At 57.3% G+C, this 18104-nt stretch carries 12 protein-coding genes; 7 read left to right on the plus strand and 5 right to left on the minus strand.

Annotation, left to right across the window (positions count from 1 at the left end):
• Positions 1 to 268 precede the first annotated feature (268 nt).
• Together KJ970_07245 and KJ970_07250 are read left to right on the plus strand one after the other, a co-directional pair.
• Entirely contained in the window at positions 269 to 1912 is a 1644-nt protein-coding gene (locus KJ970_07245; GenBank protein ID MBU2690708.1) for a hypothetical protein, read from the plus strand.
• Positions 1913 to 1995: 83 nt separating this feature from the next.
• Positions 1996 to 2328: a hypothetical protein gene (locus tag KJ970_07250; GenBank protein MBU2690709.1), complete on the plus strand. Its 333-nt coding sequence runs from the start codon at positions 1996 to 1998 to the stop codon at positions 2326 to 2328.
• Positions 2329 to 2411: 83 nt separating this feature from the next.
• On the opposite strand, the gene KJ970_07255 is transcribed toward KJ970_07250, so the two are convergent.
• The 5 genes from KJ970_07255 to KJ970_07275 all read right to left on the minus strand — a co-directional run bounded on the left by KJ970_07255 (position 2412) and on the right by KJ970_07275 (position 12882).
• Positions 2412 to 4871 carry an SUMF1/EgtB/PvdO family nonheme iron enzyme gene (locus KJ970_07255; protein MBU2690710.1) on the minus strand — a complete coding sequence of 820 codons (2460 nt, stop codon included), beginning with the start codon at positions 4869 to 4871 and terminating at the stop codon, positions 2412 to 2414.
• A gap of 340 nt (positions 4872 to 5211) precedes the next feature.
• Complete coding sequence (locus tag KJ970_07260; protein ID MBU2690711.1) at positions 5212 to 8799, minus strand: hypothetical protein; 3588 nt, start codon at positions 8797 to 8799, stop codon at positions 5212 to 5214.
• Between the two features lie 54 nt (positions 8800 to 8853).
• Positions 8854 to 10923 (minus strand): caspase family protein, encoded by a 2070-nt coding sequence (locus tag KJ970_07265; GenBank protein ID MBU2690712.1) that lies wholly within the window; start codon positions 10921 to 10923, stop codon positions 8854 to 8856.
• Between the two features lie 93 nt (positions 10924 to 11016).
• Entirely contained in the window at positions 11017 to 11844 is an 828-nt protein-coding gene (locus KJ970_07270; protein ID MBU2690713.1) for a caspase domain-containing protein, read from the minus strand.
• A 30-nt stretch (positions 11845 to 11874) separates the two neighbouring features.
• On the minus strand, positions 11875 to 12882 hold the full coding sequence (locus tag KJ970_07275; protein MBU2690714.1) for a hypothetical protein: 1008 nt from the start codon (positions 12880 to 12882) through the stop codon (positions 11875 to 11877).
• Between the two features lie 470 nt (positions 12883 to 13352).
• Between KJ970_07275 and KJ970_07280 the strand changes: the two genes are divergently transcribed.
• The 5 genes from KJ970_07280 to KJ970_07300 all read left to right on the plus strand — a co-directional run.
• Complete coding sequence (locus KJ970_07280; GenBank protein MBU2690715.1) at positions 13353 to 13694, plus strand: hypothetical protein; 342 nt, start codon at positions 13353 to 13355, stop codon at positions 13692 to 13694.
• A gap of 60 nt (positions 13695 to 13754) precedes the next feature.
• Positions 13755 to 14681 (plus strand): hypothetical protein, encoded by a 927-nt coding sequence (locus KJ970_07285; protein MBU2690716.1) that lies wholly within the window; start codon positions 13755 to 13757, stop codon positions 14679 to 14681.
• A 259-nt stretch (positions 14682 to 14940) separates the two neighbouring features.
• Positions 14941 to 16107, plus strand: a complete 1167-nt coding sequence (locus tag KJ970_07290) for a DUF4143 domain-containing protein (GenBank protein MBU2690717.1) — start codon at positions 14941 to 14943, stop codon at positions 16105 to 16107.
• Positions 16108 to 16233: 126 nt separating this feature from the next.
• Entirely contained in the window at positions 16234 to 16404 is a 171-nt protein-coding gene (locus tag KJ970_07295; protein MBU2690718.1) for a hypothetical protein, read from the plus strand.
• A gap of 42 nt (positions 16405 to 16446) precedes the next feature.
• Positions 16447 to 18104: CotH kinase family protein (locus KJ970_07300; protein ID MBU2690719.1), on the plus strand; the 1658-nt coding region annotated here is incomplete at its 3' end.

An 18104-nucleotide genomic window follows, 5' to 3' on the forward strand; every position in this document is an offset into this window, starting at 1 on the left:
TGCGGCGAATCCCTGGGACATGACTCCTCGATTCCTCGTCCATGGTGGAGACATGGAAGGCGTTGAAAGATGGTTGCTCTTCGCCCCAGAGTTCTATATTATCCTTGTGGCCGGCCAATGAGGGGTCGGCCTGCGCCGAAGGAGCGTTGGAATATCTTATTAGCGGCTATCATCGATACCGCCGGAAGCAAGACCCTCCACAGTCCCTCCGGCGCGTCCTCGTCCGTCGCGGTGAATCTTTAGCGCGCGGAGATCCACGGCCTTCACCATGAGGGGGTGTCGCATGTCATCAAATCGGTCTGTCACTGTATCTCTCCTGTTGTTACTCCTCTTTGCCCAGGGCGCGGCGTGCTGGGCCTCCGAGGGCGTCTCGATTGAGACGGCCGCCGGGCCGGGAAGCTCTGTGGTCGTTCGCTCCGTGACCTGGTCGAATTCCCCGGCGCCCGATCCCGATCCCGTGCCGATGCCGGGTGCGGCGACGCCCGCGACCTTTCCCCGCGATGCCCGTTCCTATCTCTGGATCGATCAGAACCACCAGAATGCGATAGCGGAACGGGTGGCGATCACCGGAGACGGCGCGCACATCATCGCCGGGTGGTGGCTGAACAACATGCGGGTTTCGACTTACGACACCGAGGTCGACGCGCTCCCCGAGTGGTGGCGGCCCATGACCGTGCAGTTCCAGATCGACGTGGACGCCGATCAAACCGGCGCCATGCTCACGGCCACGGGACGGGGCGATTCGCTTTACACCTTCGATGCGGCCAGCCCGACACCGACTCACAGCGGGAGCTTTCCGGCGCCGCAGGTCGGGTATCGCTGCGCGGTGTCGAGTTCCGGCAACACTTACATGGGGGCGAGCGGGAATCCCGACGGTACTTCAGGCGAGGTCTACGTCTGGGACGGCTCCGGGACGTTTCTCTTCAAGGCGCCGCTGACCGCCCCGCCCGAGGGAGTGGACGTGTCGGCCGACGGGCTCGTCGTCGCGGCCAATGTGCGCACCTACGTCAAGATTTGGGACGCGCTGACGGGCGCTCTTCGTGATTCGGTGGCGATTCCGGGTGAGACGCAGGTCCCGGCGGTTCTCTCCGGCGACGGGAGCATCCTCGTCACCAGCGGATTCAGCCACTTGGTCCGCGTCTACCTCTGGAACGGAACCGACTACGCACCCCTCTGGACTTATAACTTGACCGGCACGACCTGGGCGACAGCATTGGCGGTGTCTGACGACGGATCCACCATCGCCGCGGGGGGGTGGCTTTCGACGGGCTCCTACGGCGGTCGCGTGGCGCTGCTGGACATCGGCAGCGCGATCCCATTGTGGATCGACGCGAGCTACGGGGATTGGGTGTCCTCGCTTTCTCTGACGGCCGACGGAAGCCTGCTCGCCGCGGGTTCCTGGGGGCGCTCTGGAGACACCTTCGGCAACATTGTGACTGTCTACGACCGCGACACCGGGGTCCCGATCCAGCACATTCAGGATGACGCCATCGGCGGCGTCGGTTCGTGTCTCAGCGTGGACATCAGCGCCGACGGGCTCTTCCTGGTCGCCGGAGGCAAGGCGGTTCATGCGCGCGAATTCGGCAACGGCGGATGGGTCATGGCGGCGCAGCTGACCGATCTCTCCGGGATCCACCCGAATGGGAACATCGTGACCGCGCCTATGCTGTCGGCCTCACCGAATCCGTTTCTCGGTGCGGTCCGGATCGCGCCCGCCATTCCAGGCGGGCCTGCCGCAGGCACCCTGCGGGTCTTCGCGGCGGATGGCAGACTGGTGCGCGACCTGGGCGAGTCTAAGGCGCTCTCCGGTTGGACATGGGACGGGAATGATGCGCTGGGGCGGAGCGTTCCGGCGGGGAACTACTTCGTTAAGGGTAACGGTGCGGTGCTACGGGTTGTTCGCTTGCGGTGAGATTGCCGGTCTCTCTGTTGGGCGCGGCCATGCTTGTCGAGTAGAAGGTGAGGAGTATGGGTATATTTTCCAAGGTGAGCGGCTTGAACAAGCTATCTGAGCATTATCATGCGACCAACGACCCCGGCGACGTCAGTCAAACCAAGCAGACGGTGAAGATCGGGGTCGTGAGGTATCGGAGTTGCGTCACCGTCGGTATTGGGAGCGGTGGACTGTTCCTTCGGGTGAGTCCACCGCTGGGAAAAGAATGCAAGCTGCTGATACCTTGGAATGAGATCAAAAATGTTAAAGAAGCAAAGTTGTATGGGCGGCAGGGAGTGCACATGGCGATAGGTGATCCCGCGGTAGGGGAAATCACCATCTACAAAGAATTGTTTGAACAATTGAGGGGGAATTTGAGCGGGGTGGCGCAATGAAGCTTGGAGTAAGCGAGTCAATGGCGGTTCAATGGGACACTGCGTTTGGAACGCTGAGTAGCAGATGGACGTCCCTTGATGCGTCACTTAAGTCGCTTGATGCACCGGAATCCGATATCCCCCCCGACGCTGTTTTCCGATCGTGACGTTTGTGTTGAGCCCGAAAGTTCTTCAGCTTTAGTGGAAATCGACCCGCCTTGCAACACTCTACAATTGACGCGCTGCCTGTTCGATGGGTTGCTTTCCTCGCAATCCAGAGAGTTGCAACACCACTCCCAGATATTCCCCAGCATATCGAAAAAGCCCCAGGAATTAGGCTGTTTCTGTTTCACTTTATTAATGAAGATCCCAGAATTTCCAGCATGCCAGGCGATAGAACCGATCGGAATTTTTGGATTCACCGGTCCGCCGGCCCTGCATACATACTCCCACTCTGCTTCCGTAGGTAATTGGTAGCCGAAGTGCCGGCAGAATGAATCCGCCTCGCTCCAGCTTAGGTCCGTAGCGGGATGGTCCACGGAGAGAAGTCGATCCTGCAGCGTGTGATGTGAGTTGGCATAAAGCTGGTATTTCCGCCATTGGCCGCGGGTCGTCGGTGTCTCGGCCATGTAGAACGGGTCAGCGATGACAATCTCGCGACTCGATTTCTCGTTCCCGTCTTCCGGCTTGAAGCTCCCCGGCTCCACAAGCACAAACACGATCCCACTGCGCGGATCGGTAGCCCGACGGGCCCATCCCCTTGATCCAGGTTCCCGATCAAGCCGTCTCCAGCTCGCCGGCACACGAGAGGAAATGACAAGCTCGGACGCGATCTGGCGCCTTGCCTCGCCATAGGCCACAATTGAATCTGTTACCTTTTCCTGTTTGCGATACTCGTTGCCCAGCTCGAACCATTCCCGCGCCATCAAAATCGCTCCGGGTTCCGGGATCTTCCAATCTTGAAACCTTCTCTCCAGTGCGCTGATGTCCGCCGATGCTTGGCGTTCCGCCTGATCTGCGGGCTCGCGTTTTTCCACACGCTGCAACGTCTCCTCGCGAGAACATGCATAAGCCTGCTGTGCTTCTTTGAAGGCTTTTTCCGCCAGGGATAGTTCCATCTCTTGCAGGTATTGGCGGCCTGCTTCCAGAAGCTGCTCCGCTTGTTCAAATGTCTTGGAAGGTGTCAACTGGTTGTTATCGTTATCTTGCTTTGCCTTGGTTCGATCCAAGACAACCAGCTGCTGAAGTGATTCAATCGAAGCTCTTCGAGCGATGAGCTCATGCACGCGCTCAAGGGTATTTGTAATGCCAACGTCAGCGAGTTCGAAGCAATTGATGGCTTTGTCGATATCTCTGTCACGAAGAGCGGCTTGTCCTTCAAGCAGGGCACGTCGGGCTTCCTCCTGACCTTCGACCCGTCCTGTCTGGACCGTCTGGAGGAGTTCTGCCAGCTCTCGGCTCCTCTCCGTCGCCTTGCGCTCGGCGCATTCGGCAGCCAGAACAGGGGCGCTCTCGCGGGCATTGGAGAACTTTGCCTTTGCAAGGGAGTAGTTATTTAGCGCTTGCTGGAGGTCGCCACGCGACATCTCTGCTTCAGCTGCCTGGATGGCTCGCTCTCCTTCATTGAATTCGGTGGGGGGCGTGATTTCAAGGCTCTTGAAGAGATCAGAAGTGCCGGCATATGCCTCCATTGCTTCGGCTGACATCGCTTCTGTCCGCAATCTGAGGTCTTCCTTGGAGATCAGCGCCGCAAGACTCTCAAGTTCTGCTCTCCCCGATCTATAGGTGGAGATGGCTTTGTTACACACCCGGTCGCGGATCATAAACTCGCCTGACTGGAGCTTGATCTCTACAGCCTGGAGTTTTTCACTATTTAAAACTTCTTTCTCAATAAAACGCTTCAGTTTTCGTAACCGATCAGCTTCGGCTGCATCACTTCGAGCTGCATTTGAGATTTGTTGTTCAAGTTTCTTGCTATAGTCCTTGATGTTCCCGCGGGCAGTCTCGGCGAGGGTTCTTTCGTGAACGGCCTCCTCGTATCGTTCATCAAGCTGCGGAGAATTCAGGTAAGCTTCGTTAGGCGAATCCTGTCTTGGAACTGAAGGATCAGGGATACGCGCGTCGAAGATAGTTTTTGGAAGCGATGAAATAACCTTCTTCAAATACCGGCTTCTCGGGATCGCAAACTTTTTGAGTGCTTGGCGGGCGCCCAATTGTAGACGAAGTCCAGGGCGAAGTTGGATATCTTCAATATAGATCGCCAGCGTCGGTTTTTTTAGCTCTAACGCCATATGGATTTCGTTGCTGACATTATCTGAGTTATCAGCGGCGGCTGAGACAAACACTAAAAAGTAAGATGAATGTATCAGTGCATTGGCTATTCCGTCCGACCATTCGTTACCGGGATCAAGGCCCTCATCGTACCAAATACGGACCCCATGATTGTGGAGTACTTTCAGATCCTCAAAGACCGATGCCCCATCGGCATGGGCATAACTCACGAAGCTGTATGGTTCGGTACCCTTGTAGGGTTCAAATGGGGGCGGGGTGTCAACAGTGACCATTTGCAGCTGACTCTCCATTCAGGATAGGGATATAAAACTGGCATCTGCCCGGGAAGACTTGCCTATTACCATAATCTCATTCTATCGCTGCGTCAATGCAATAGCAGCAGCTATCCAGTTGACCTATATAATGATGTGACATTCATCGCACCGATCTTCAGCACAGTTTTCGACACTAAGGAATCCGATTGTATAAACGTCCTGGGCGAGATGAAAATCCGGATTTGTTCAAAATTGAGAGCAAAGGTCCCCAATGGTCCATGCGATGGTTTGCGGTAGTAGGCCAAAACAGGATCTTCTGCGCCTCCAATCCGAACGGTACGAACTTCACCCGCCGCGTTTATTCTATTTGATTCATCTGCGTCATTGTTAGCTTGCCTTTCGGATTTTTATGCACGACCGCTTCCCACATCGAGGTATCGACCAGTTCGAGCTTCATTTTGTAGTTCGTGCCCGCGACAACCTGCGTTTGAACCTGGAGAAGCTGTTTGAGCGCTGGTCCCGGCGGACGGAATAGAAATGTGTGCTCCTTGGCAATCTCTTCGGCCGCGAACCCCGCGGCTTGCAGCGCCGACGGGTTATCCGGCGAACAATCGATGTAGGCGCCGGGCGCCGGGCGCGGCGCCTGTATCAATGGGAAAGATGCGGCTCCTGAGAGTGTAAGTGAGACGCCGGTGCCGCTTGTCGGGAGTTTCGTCCACTCCATCTCCGGTCCGGCTGTGAGCATCAATCCGACAATGGTGTGATCGAATGCCACATCCCCTTGAACGAACCTCTTGATCTCCTGGGGATCGAAGACGATGTCGACGCTGATCTTTTTGGTGGAACGACGTTGTTTCTTGACTCGGTCATCCAGGTCCTTCTCGAGTTCCGCCCATTCGCCACTTTTAATCATCTCCTGTTTTCGCAGCTCGATCGCACCCTCCTCGCCCACATCCACGATGTCGTACTGCGTGGGGATGATCTCGATCTTCCGGTCGCTCTCGGGCAGGAAATCTCGGGCCTCGAACTCGATGGAAAGAACAGGGACGACCGAGAGGCGCCACAAACTAATACCGAAATCCCTCTGCGATTTTTTGAAACAACCCAGCTGGAGCGCGATCGGCTGGAGGGTGGTCTCGCCCTCCCTGGTTACCCCGACGCCCCCGAACATCCAGGCGCCGAATTCCGGCATCTGGCAACCGACTCCGAGCTGCGCGGCGACATGTTTGAAGCTGCCGCCTACCTGAATCCCCGCCCAGACGTAATCGCAGAGAGTGGGGCTGCCGCCACCGCGGCTCTGGATCCCGGACGCGTCAGTTGGCGGAGTGTGATCAGTAGCATCCGCGCCACGCGTCATGATCCCCCCGCTCCAAGGCCCGACCATCGCCTCGAATACGAAGTCGCCACCGATATCGTCCCAGCCACCCGGAGTTCCCACGAACCCCTGTCCGTTGGCGTAGCCGTCCCGGCTGAACCACAGGTAAGCTGAGGGGTTTTGATTCGTTACCGTCACGGCCAATTGATCACCTGGCAGGACAGCAATTCCAGCCCAGCTGACATCGATCTCGGTGAGCTCCTCGCTATAACTCAGCGGGAAGTCATCGGGAGACATCTCAAGGGTGAACAGGGCAAACGCCGGATCGGAGACCGGGCGATCGTTCTGATCCAAAGGGCACAGACCGAGGATGAGGTTGCCGCCGGTCCAGGCCCGGCGGTTGATCCGCAAAGCAATGGTATTCAATTGTCCGGGCTGGCTGAGCGTAAAGGTTTGAGCGAAGGTCAGACCGCACCGTACCGGCTGAAACTCGTCGCTCGATGGAGTCCACGTCGCATCCGCAGCCTGCGACTCACCCCTGGCCTGAGGCGCAAGCAGCCTCCGAAGGCTTACAATCGTCGAGCCATCGTCCCAGTCGTCGGCCCGGAGCCGCCGCACCACCGGAGCCGCCGTGGGTTGTTCGATTCCCGCCGGCTCGGCATTGACGGCGCCGTCTCCGCGCGTCATCACCAGGTCACTCGTCGTGACCTCGGTTTCGAAAACGAAATCGCCTCCTCGGTCGCGCCACTGCCCCGAGCTTGAGACATACCCCCGGCCCTCCCAGTATCCGTCCAGGTACCACCACTCGTAATCCGCGGGGCCCGGATTGGTGATCACCACGGCCAGGCGATCGCCGGATTGGACACGGATGTCCGCGCCACCGAGATGGATCGACGTCATCTGCTCATTGAAGATTTGAGGGACCTCACCCGGCGGCAAGGTGCCCGAGAACAGAGCTGCGGCCGGATCTCGGATGGGCTCGTCCTGGCTGTCCACCCGCACGATTTCGACCGCGAGCGGCGTGGCATTGTCGGGAGCGCGATTGACACGGATGCGGAGATCGCTCAGCTTCCCCGTCCGGTCCACCGTGAAGGTCTGGGCACACGCGAGTCCGCCATGGATCTTCTGGCTCCTGCGCGTCTCCGGCGCCCATCTTTGATCGAGCGCCGCCAAATGCGCCGGTGCTTTGTATGGCTCTTCAATGCCATTGCCGGGCTCACCCTCATCGACGTCGATCTCCTCGGGTGCGACCGGCTCACCCTCATCGACGTCGATCTCCTCGGGTGCGACCGGCTCAACGTCGGCTATCGAGTGAATTGGCGCCTGCGGTGCGGCCGGCGCATTGGGCGCCTTCATGTATCTGAGCATCGAGAATGCCGGCCCAAGAATCTCTTCCAACTGAGTCCGGATTTCATCGCCCGATCGCTCGCACAGACTGCCCGATAACAGGAACTCCCGGAGCTCCGGAATGACCTGCTGGTTGGATTGAAGCTGTTCGGCGACCGCATTGACGAGCACGACCTGAGGGGCGATCTCCGACAACCCCTCGCTGATCCGGCCCTGGAGATCGGCCATCAACTTGTCACCCCCGGTTGCTTCCATGACCACGTCCATCGCACCGGCGAAGCTGTCGCTGATCGGACCCGTGACCTCATTGATCGCCTTGGCCGCCGGGCCGCTCAACTCGGCCGTCAAATCCATGCCCTGCACCATGTAGAGCAGCGCCTTGCATGCCATTTCCTTGAGGAAGCGCTCCGCCTCCTCGGCCAGCCATGTGACAGCTTCGACCGCGGCTTCCCAGGCTTGGTTCATCGCCAGCGCTGCTTGTTTTACCGCCTGTTGCATCAACTCGGCCATGAGTTCCGGATTGTTTGCCGCCAGTTCCGCTTGCCTGCGCAAGCGATCCGCTTCTTCAAAAGTTTGCTGGGCTAGAGATTGCATGCGGTTAAATGTATCTATTTTGTCGAGCTTTAACGCTTCAGCGGCATCCTCCACAACCTTTTGAGTGGCCTTTTCCGCGGCCCTTGCAGCGTCCTCGGCTTCCTTGGCGGCCGCTTCGGCCAACCTCGCAGTTTCCGCCGCGGCTTTTTTTGCGGCCTCGGCCGCCTCTCTAGCAGCCGCTTCCGTCGCCTTCTTTGCCGCCTCTTCGGCCGCCCTTTTTGCCGCTTCCGCCTTCCTTGCCGCCTCTTCCGCCGCCTTTCTTGCCTTTCGTGCGGCATTCTTTGCGCTGCTCACTATGCCGCGCGGCATCACACCGCTATAGGTTCCAGCAGCCTGCAGCGCGTCACCCCCGGGAAACAAGAGGACAACCATGTGAATATCAAAAAGCTCCCCCTTGCCGGGAATCGAAAGCCCAACAGGCCCTGCGATGTCCTGGTTATGGAGCATCACTTCAGCACTGAGCACATAGCCATCGTCATCGCCCAAGGGAATAATCCTCAGGCTTGCCCCATCACGCTGAAGTGTGTAATTCCCTGCTTCCAGAAATTCCATTCCGCCATCGACCGTTGGGAAATAAACGGGCTTCTGAAGCTCGATGGGCGCGCCAAACATTTGCGCACTCACGCCAACGGCGGCGAGCGAAAGCACCGCGACAAAAAGAATAAGTGCACTCGAATTTTTAGCAGCCATCTAACCATCTCCTCTTGGAATTATCTTGCCGCGTATTTACAAATGTCTGGGCGCTCATTCCTGGACCTGTAGCCTCACCGTGACAGCGTTCCAGTCCGGTGCCGGTTTCTGTTCCTGCAAGTCGTTCTCCGCAGTTTCGACAGCGTCGGATGCGTCGGCCACCACGCCCACTCCGCGAGTGACCACCCGGCGCATCAACTCATTCTGTAAACGCTGCAAGGCCACTTGAGCCGGCGACGCGGATGCTGATCTTCCCCCTCGCGCGCCGGTCTCGAGAATCCCATTGATCCATCGGCGGATAGTCTCCGCCGTTTCGCGATCCGTGCTGGCGAATACTTGGATGGCGTCTCCTCCCGCCGGTGCCTGGTAATCCCAAAAAAAGCCGGCCTCGTTCCCCTCCTCGAGAGAGTCGGGAATGCGCACCGTCGCGGCGCCTCTGACAAATCCTTGGGGGTAGAATCCGGCCTTTGAGTGTGGGTTGGGGAAGAGGAGGTTGACACCGCCTTGCGCGTCCACATCAACAATGGTCAGGTAACTGTCCGTGCTGACGCGGATCGCGAGCATCAGGCTGTTTTCATGGCACCGGGGGGCTCCGGGCTTGCGGATATGCAGGGTGTTGTTCGACTCCATACCAACGACGCGCGCGTCGATGTGGACGTCGGACGATGGGTTCGTCATCGCCACCAGGGACGATGCCATGAGCGACCGGGAGAATAGGCCGGCAAGGCGTTCGCCAACCGTCTCGTCGCTCTTCATGTGGAACTCATCGACAATCGAGAGGCCGGCCGCGTCGTAGACCCTGCAGATTCCCTCCTGCGCTTCCAGGAGGAACCACGCGAAGTCACCGGCGGCAACGAAATCAACGTCCGGAAATCGCTTATGAACCTCCGCCTCGATGCCGGCGCGCCGTTCCGGATCGGCAACCTCCCAGCGCGCGGTCACGCGCGTTGGCGGCGGGGCGTCGGACAGAATCACCGCTCTGCTCCCGAACCTCACCCCGGCATCGCTCGGTTCAACCTCGGCCATGACGTCCATCCCATCGGTCGCCACCACCCTCGCTGTCGCAATGCCTTCTCCCGGGTGAAATTCGGTCTCTTCCGGGGGGTAGATGGCCCAGTAAGTGTTTACGGAGGCGTTGAGTGTCGCCCCGCGTATCAGCCGCACGCGGCCGCCTGACTCCCGCTCCACCACCAGAAACGGCTTCGAGCAAGGCTTCCCACCCTCAATTGGGAAGAGCGGTTCTTCCAGCAGCACAGGTGACGCTTCAACCTGCGGTTCCGGAAAAGGAAGTCCGCCGAACCTTGCGGATAGTTGGTCGAAGACGCGCTGGACGCCTTCGTGAAGGTCACGGGGGGACACCCCGGGACCCGCTTCAGCGAGAGTCCTGGCGAGCGCATACGTGAAAAAACCCCTGAATTTGCCCTCGAGGGGACCGTCGAGGGCGTTCTGGTTTGATGCCGCGCCGGTCAGAAGCACATACCGCTCCGGCTTGTCGAGTGGCACGATATTCCGTGTTGCAATTTCGTTCTGCGGACGCTTGTACAATTCAGTCCGTGGGTCCGGCGGCACGGACCGATTCACGAAAATTCCGCGGGTCGCCGTGCCGGAATGGCACGAATCCAGTATGATGACGGCTTTCTGCGCGGGCAATCGGGCCAGGATCCCGCCCAACTCGTCATCCGTGATGTCTGCAATGCCGGGCGTTCGAGCATCGTGAGGAACGATGGTCTCGTCCCAATTGTCGTCCGGTTCGTCCCGGTTGAGATCAGGGACCTGCGAGCCGTGCCCGGAATAATGGATATAGACGAAGTCCTGAGGTGCCGTTTGCTCGATCAGTTTTTCGAATGTCTCGAGAATCGCGGCGCGCGTCGCCGCTGCATCGGTCAGGACGGTGACGTTCTCTTCCAAAAAGCCGAAGCGACTGGTTAAGATCTCCCGCATCGTCTCGACGTCGTTGACCGCACCGCGCAGATCCATGAATTCGTCGGTCATATATTCATTGATGCCGATCAGAATGGCCCGGCGGACGGGGGCGGGCTCGCCGGCCGGCTGGGCGAACGCGGTCGCCGACAGAATGAGCATCGCGAAAGCGACGGCTCCCGGGCCGTTGAGGATTCGTGCCATCCGGCCCCGGCATGATAGCGGGGATAGGATCCGCGGACTTGCAAGCATGGCCATAGCTCCAGACAGTGCCATGGCGGGCGCCCGTTTTTGTCTTTACGGGGGGGGCGCCCGTCGCTGTTTTTTCTTCTTGAAGTAATACCGCTCTACTAAAGAAGAATGGTCCCAAGGGATCTGCTTACCATCCGTCACCTTATACACATGCTTGCGAACATTCTTAAGCATGTCGCTGACTTCCGTCCCCGGCTTGCCAATGAACTCGAGCAAACCTTCCGTGAAGGGGCTGTGCTCCCCGGTACCGTCGAGCGCCACGTTTCCCGGTTGCGTGGCGAACGATATCAGAGTGCCCACCCCGCTCTCGACTTCCGCCAGCCCCTGTCCGATGACCTTCACCGCGCGTGTGTCATCGACGGCCAGTGACCGCCCGGCCGTACTGTCCGTTTTCAGCTCTTCCGCGAACGGGTTGTCCCGGCAGGCATCTAGAAAAATGAGGGTCACCCGCTTGTCACTCGCCATCTCTTTCAGCGCCTGATCAAGACTGACGAGTTGTAAGGTGAGATCGACTTCAGCGTTCGGGTCGAAGTCCACCGGAATCAAGTAGTTCTTTCCGTTGATCTGAAGACCGTGGCCCGCATAGTAAAAGACCGCGATTTCCGCGCCCTTGATGAGCTTGTTGAACGAGACCAGGTGTTCCTCGATTTCTTGCTTGGTGAGATCGCTGCCGTGAAGAACCTGGAAACCGAGCCCCTCGAGTTTCATCGCGAGCCCGGCGGCGTCATTCACGGGGTTCTTGAGCCGAGCTGTATGCTGGTACTGGCTGTTGCCGATGACCAGCGCGGCGCTGTCCTGCGCCAAAGCGGGTGTTCCCGGAAGACAGAGAGAGATCATCGGGAGAAGAATAATCCAGCAGGCGGATCTCAGCATGCTCTTTCCTTTGCTGGAAGCCGAACAGGTCTAAAATGTATATGACAATCCCAGCTCAGGACCGTGGAGCGTCGTGAACTGTGTTTGCTCGAAAACGTTTTCCTCTACGAGTACAAAGACCCTGTAGCGGGCACTGAACCCGAGCCGATCGCCGCTGTATTGATAACCGAGATTGGCGTCGAGGGACGTGTTGAAATGTTCCCCGCTGAGCTTTGGTTCGGGCAGGCCAAGAAACTCCAGAAAAGTCAGAGGCGGAATAATGCCCTGTTCAATCCGGCCGGTGGATTCCCATTCGGTGTAAGCGGCGCCAAAGATAAAGTTGCTGAAGAGGCGGTGGCGACCGCTGTCCGTCATCTCGCCGACCACGCCCATTCCGAACTCGAAGCCGAAAAATTCACTATCGAGATCCAAGATGAGGTCCGCGGTTGCATCCTGCGCGACGGAATTGTTAATCGCTAATGTATAGCCAACCTGCCCCGCCGACGTCTCGCTCCATGACGCGTAGCGAGGTCCGAAGAACAGCGAGAACCACTTGCCCGGAAAGGTGCGGCAGATGAGGAATTCGAAGTCCATCCGTTCGGCTTTGGTCGTCCCTTGAACGTCCGGGAAGGCCAGGCTGACCGGCACCGTGCCCACAAGGGGAATGAATACGCTGCTTTCGTATGCCGATCCTGGGATGAGGATATCGCCTTCGCCTTCACCATAGAATCCCGTTACCAGAAGGCTGTAGTTGGAAGCGAAACCGGGACGAATGGACAGAGTCGCGCCGAGCATGGGAAGTAAATAGACCTCTTTCCTGGCGATGGCCCCGGCAATCGGATCGATGGCTGAGAGCCAAGAACGCGCCATGACGCTGACTCCCGTTTCCTGCTCCATGTCGTACTGCGCGGCCGCGGGCGAGAGGAAAACCGCAAGGAACAACGCGGCACTGAGCCATGTGATGAGCATGGGTCCTTTCCCGGGGACGCCACGGGGTTTGTGCCGGCGCGTCGCCCGCCGGGTCCCGGAGGTGGCAAATCTGCTGACAGCCCAACGCATTGTCCTCGTCTCCTTCCCGCGCACATCGCGTATCATGAATCAATGATAAGCCGCGACAGAAGCACAGCGTCGTCTTCGCAAAGCCTACTCCTAAGCCTGAATCATGCCCGAGCCCCACGTCTATAGCAAGCAAAGGCGCGGGCATGGTCCGGGAGGATAGACGGCCGGCCTGACTTTGTTTAAGGGCGGTCAATGTGGTGGCGCCGGGAGGTGAACGGGAGTACATTTCAGACAGTGTGTCAACCACCTTCACGGTCAATGCATGGTGCATGGGAACCAACCAAAGCGGCCAGGAGGGTGAGAAGGAGTATTCCATCGAGGTTGAGGAGTGATCAACTGGCACCGATGAGCGAGGGTACGCTATGAAAGCTGCAATGGCGATGGCAGTTTTGGTTTTCTTGTCCCTGTCGTGCGGAGACATCCCCATTCACCGCGATCCGCCCTTGCCTGGACGCGGGGATATCGCGGAGATGATCTGGGAGACTAACGGAGGCGGTGACATAAAATTTGAAATCGCGCCTGCCGAGACAGGTTATGACATCCACGTGTCAAGAAACGCCTTCCGGGTCGTGGATACGTGGATCAGACTGACCGTCGTCGATCGAGATGTTTATCCCATCGTGCGGCAGATATTTGCCGGGGAACGAGACCTCTATCGGGACACTTTCAAACCACAGAACGAGACTGGAACATGGACGTCGATCACGCTGGTTAGTTCCAGTGGATCTCAGCACAAGATCGACCACATCAAACCAGGTGGGGATCTGGGGGTCCTGCCGCGCTTCGTTACCCGTGTCCTAGATGAGGGGTAACCTGCGCAGACCGTCAACGGCGTGAGCGAAAATCACATCCGGGACATAAGGAGTGAGAAAATGATTCCGAAATCCTATTTTCGAATGAGCTTGGTTCTAGTGACGTTTTTGGTTGGATGTTCCACGGTGCGGTACAGGGCGCCGACAGATTTTCACATTCCTGCATCATCCCACCGGAAGATTCCTCTGCGCGTCGGTCTGATGATCCCGCCGACTATGCCGCTGTTCACAATATACACGGATCCGATGGGCGCCGGGTACGCGAACTTTGAGATCGGTGAAGCCGTCGTGAATGGTGTTTGGAAAATGTGCAAACGGAATTTTGATGACGCTGTTGTGGTGCATTCTATGGATTTCGATGAGATCGACCAAGACATCGATGCGATCATGGTCCCTGATATCACAGACGCGTCCCTTCGCTCGTCTCCATTCGGCGATGGACCTGCGGTGGAGTTCTCCATAAGGGTTAAATTTGAATGCTTCGATCCGTATGAAAGATCGATCTGGTCGGACACCTTCTCCGGGAACGGCATCGGCGAAGGGGCGGAGCCAGGGGAGATCTACACCAACAGCATGCGGCTCGGCCTGGAGAACCTCTTCGAGAAAACCGTGGAAAAGATGCGCAAGAAGGAGTGGTGGCTGTCGATCGGCGATCCACATCGGCCGGATCGTCCGGATCGGCCGGATGAGCCCGATCATCCCGATCGGCCGGATCATCCGGGGCGGCAGGATGTGGTGGGGGGCTACTCCGATTCTTCGCCAGACGACCCATCGGCGCTGCATGCCGCGGAGTTCGCGGCGGCCGAGATCGCCCGGGAGCGCCCGGGAGCAAGGCTCAAACGGATCCTCCGGGTTCAGACGCAGGTGGTCGCCGGTAGGAATTACAAAATGAAGATTGAACTGGTCGATGGCTCCCTCTGGGATGTGGTCGTGTATAGAAATCTGAAAGATATTATGAAACTCACTCAGATGGAGCGAACGGGATAGACGCAGCGGTTGCAGTCCAGTTGTTGGTTTCTGCGGCTCCCCGGGCGCGGTCAAGATATTCAGCAACTCGTTCAATGACAATCAGCTAGAGGGATTATCCCACGTGTATTCACTCCGCCGCCAGGCTTCTTGAGAGGTGTAAAGATTACTGAATGCCTTTATATCAAGGAACCTCTAACTTGTTGTATAGCATTTCGTTATATCTAGACAAGATTCGAAATGGAATTATGTATAGACCTCCAGCATATTTGCCGTCATAATGCTGGCTTTGTATCCACGACGTCTCAATCTCCCATCGCGCTCCTTCTTCCTATTCGGTCCGAGGGGCACGGGTAAAACGACTCGGCTCGGCATGCAGTTGCCGAATGCCACATGGTTTGACCTGCTCGAAACCAAGAACCTTCTGGATCTCATGCGCAACCCCGACCACTTTAGGATCCGGGTCGAGGCTCTCGAGAAGGGATCCTGGATCGTCATTGATGAGATCCAACGCATGCCGGAACTCCTCAACGAGATCCACGCGATCATGAATCGACAGCCGGATAAATATCGTTTCGCTATCATTGGATCGAGCGCGAGGAAGCTGAAACGAGGTGGCGTCAATCTGCTCGCCGGTCGGGCGATCAATCGCCAGTTTTTTCCCCTCGTCGGAGACGAACTGGGTTACGAATTTGAGATCGATGATCTATTGCGATTCGGTACGCTTCCAGCCGTAGCGGCGGAAGATTCTGATGCCGACAAAATAAATGTATTAGAAGCCCACAACGCTAACTATGTGCGCGAAGAAATACAGCAGGAAGCAGCGGTTAAAAATCTCGACTCATTTACACGATTTCTCGAGATTGCCGGTATCCTGAACGCCCAAATGACAAACGTCGCCGCCATAGCGCGGGATGCCGCCGTCGCCCGCCCCACAGTGCAAGGTTACTTTCAGATTTTAGTCGACACACTGATCGGCACCTGGCTTCCGGCATGGCAACCCCGCATAAAGGTCAAGGAAGTTAAACACCCCAAGTTTTATTTCTTCGATCCGGGTGTTGTCCGCGGGGTAACGGGAAAACTTCGTGAGACCCTGGCAGCTGATGAAAGAGGATGGCTCCTGGAGACGGTCGTGCTGAACGAACTCCGCGCATGGATACAGATGTCGAACTACGGCGGCAAGCTTTACTATTGGCGTACTCCATCCGGTGGGGAAATCGATTTTGTCTGGGTGCGCGACAAGCAGGCCATCGGGATTGAAATTAAAGCGGGCGCGCAATGGCGGACGGAGTTTTCCCGATCTCTAAAAAAACTCAAGGAATCCGGATCACTTCAGAAATGCTTCGGTGTCTATTGCGGATCCCGGCGCTTACAGGATGGTCCGGTCACCATACTTCCCCTCAAGCAGTTCATGATGGCTTTGTCGAATGGGGATGTACTGCCTTAGCCTACAAATCAAAGCCCATATCTCTCTTCTTCACAGCGGGTCCGGCGCCGGAGAACGCCACGTTGTGTCAGCAACTGGCCACCGATCTGCGAACTCACAAGCATCCTCGACTCCGAACCGGGGACCGTGCTTCCGGGTCATCCCATCCTCTACGGCGCACCGAACGCCTCACCACATGTCGAGCGCTTCAATAGGACACTGGGTCAGGAAGCGTTGAACCACTTTAACTTTCTCGGCATTAATCACATCCGCCGGGTCGTTTTGAAGACATGCTCATCAGTGCCGATGAAGGTTTAGCGGAATACAGAGCCTGTTGCGCGGATAATTCATTGCCAATCAATGAGTTATCCGACATATCCCGCCGGGTGTCTGCTTGCCCGAGGGGAGCTGAAATGTGGGCCATTTTGTGGTATACTCTATACAAAGCAACGGATTCGCCGAATCCCGGACATCCCCCGGAAACTTCTTGGATCGTCGTCGCTTATCAGGGAGGGTACCGAGATCAAGACAGCTCATCACATCTCAGCATTGGGACTCCTGCTCTGCATCTCCCTTCTCGCTTTGCCGGTCGCCGGATTCGGCGGCCCGGTTAACGGGCTCGAACCGCGCTCCGACGGCTCCTCCGGCTCACGTCTTCTCTACCGGGTCAACTGCGGGGGAGATACCCTGACCGATATCCATGGGGTGACCTACAGTCCCGACCGGGCCTGGAATGAGGGAATGGGGTACGGCTACATGGAAGGCGCCGCGACACTCACTTGGCATACGATCGGTGGAACCTATGATGAGCGCGCCTACCTGACAGCGCGTCATAATTTCTTCCGCTATCGCTTCGCCGCTCCCAATGACCAGTATCTCGTGACCCTGGAGATGGTCGATTATGAAAGCCACGCTGTGGGTCAGAACGCTTTCGATATCTGGATTCAGGCGACTCAGGTGCAGACCGGGCTCGATATCTTCGACCGGGTGGAACGTGATTATGTTTTGAAATACCGGTACCTCACAACGGTAACGGATGGTCTTTTATCCGTGACCGGTGTGCAATGGCCGCTGTCGCAGATCTCCACGATTGAGGTTCGTTCGGCTGAGCCGGATTTCGAGGCGCCGGAGATGCCGGTCATCGAGCAGGTTGTGAACAGCTTCGGCTGTGTTCTCCTGAATTGGTATGACAATACGGAGGAAGATCTTAAGGGTTACCGCGTTTATCGCCGCCAGCTTCCCTCGGGATCTTGGGGGCAGATCAATACCGAATTGAGCCTGGTCAGCCGGTATCTTGATTTTAACGCCGATCCCGATCTGGTTTATCAATACCGGGTCGCGGCTGTGGATGTCTACAACAATGTAAGCAACTACACCGCCGTGGTGGAAGCCCATCCTCTCCATCATGAGGAGACGCTGCTGCCGCTCTTTCAGGTCACCATTGATCCCGCCGATTATGCGCTGTTGACCGCTTACCCCGACAGCGAGCTTTATGTGCCCGCCATTGTGGCCGTGAACGACACGATCTACAGCGATGCCGAGATCCGCTACCGCGGAAATGTCATCCGCAAATTGATAAAGAAATCCTTCAAGGTGAAATTCTCCAGCGTGCATCCATTCCGCGGCGAGGCCCGGAAAATCAACCTTACAGCCGAGTTCCCGGACAAGACTTTGTTAAGGGAAGAAGAGGCTTATCAGATGTTTCGGGATACCGGCGTGCCGGCCCCGGATACGGAACCGATCCATCTCGTCATCAACAATTACAACGTTGGAACCTACTTGATGGTCGAGCATCCGGATGAGCATTTTCTTGAGAATCACAACCTGGAAGACAGCACTCTCATCTATAAATGTTATGACAGATTGGCGTTGCTGCCCGATTCAGCGGCCTATGAGGAGATGTATACAAAGGAGACCTTTGAAGACATAGAGAGCTGGGGAGACATTATTTCCCTGATCGAAATGTTAAATACGACGCCGTCTGCGGCGGTCTATGACAGCCTGATCCGCGTTTTCGA

It is taken from the genome of Candidatus Eisenbacteria bacterium (genome assembly GCA_018831195.1).
In the GTDB taxonomy this organism is placed as follows: Bacteria; Eisenbacteria; RBG-16-71-46; order CAIMUX01; family JAHJDP01; genus JAHJDP01.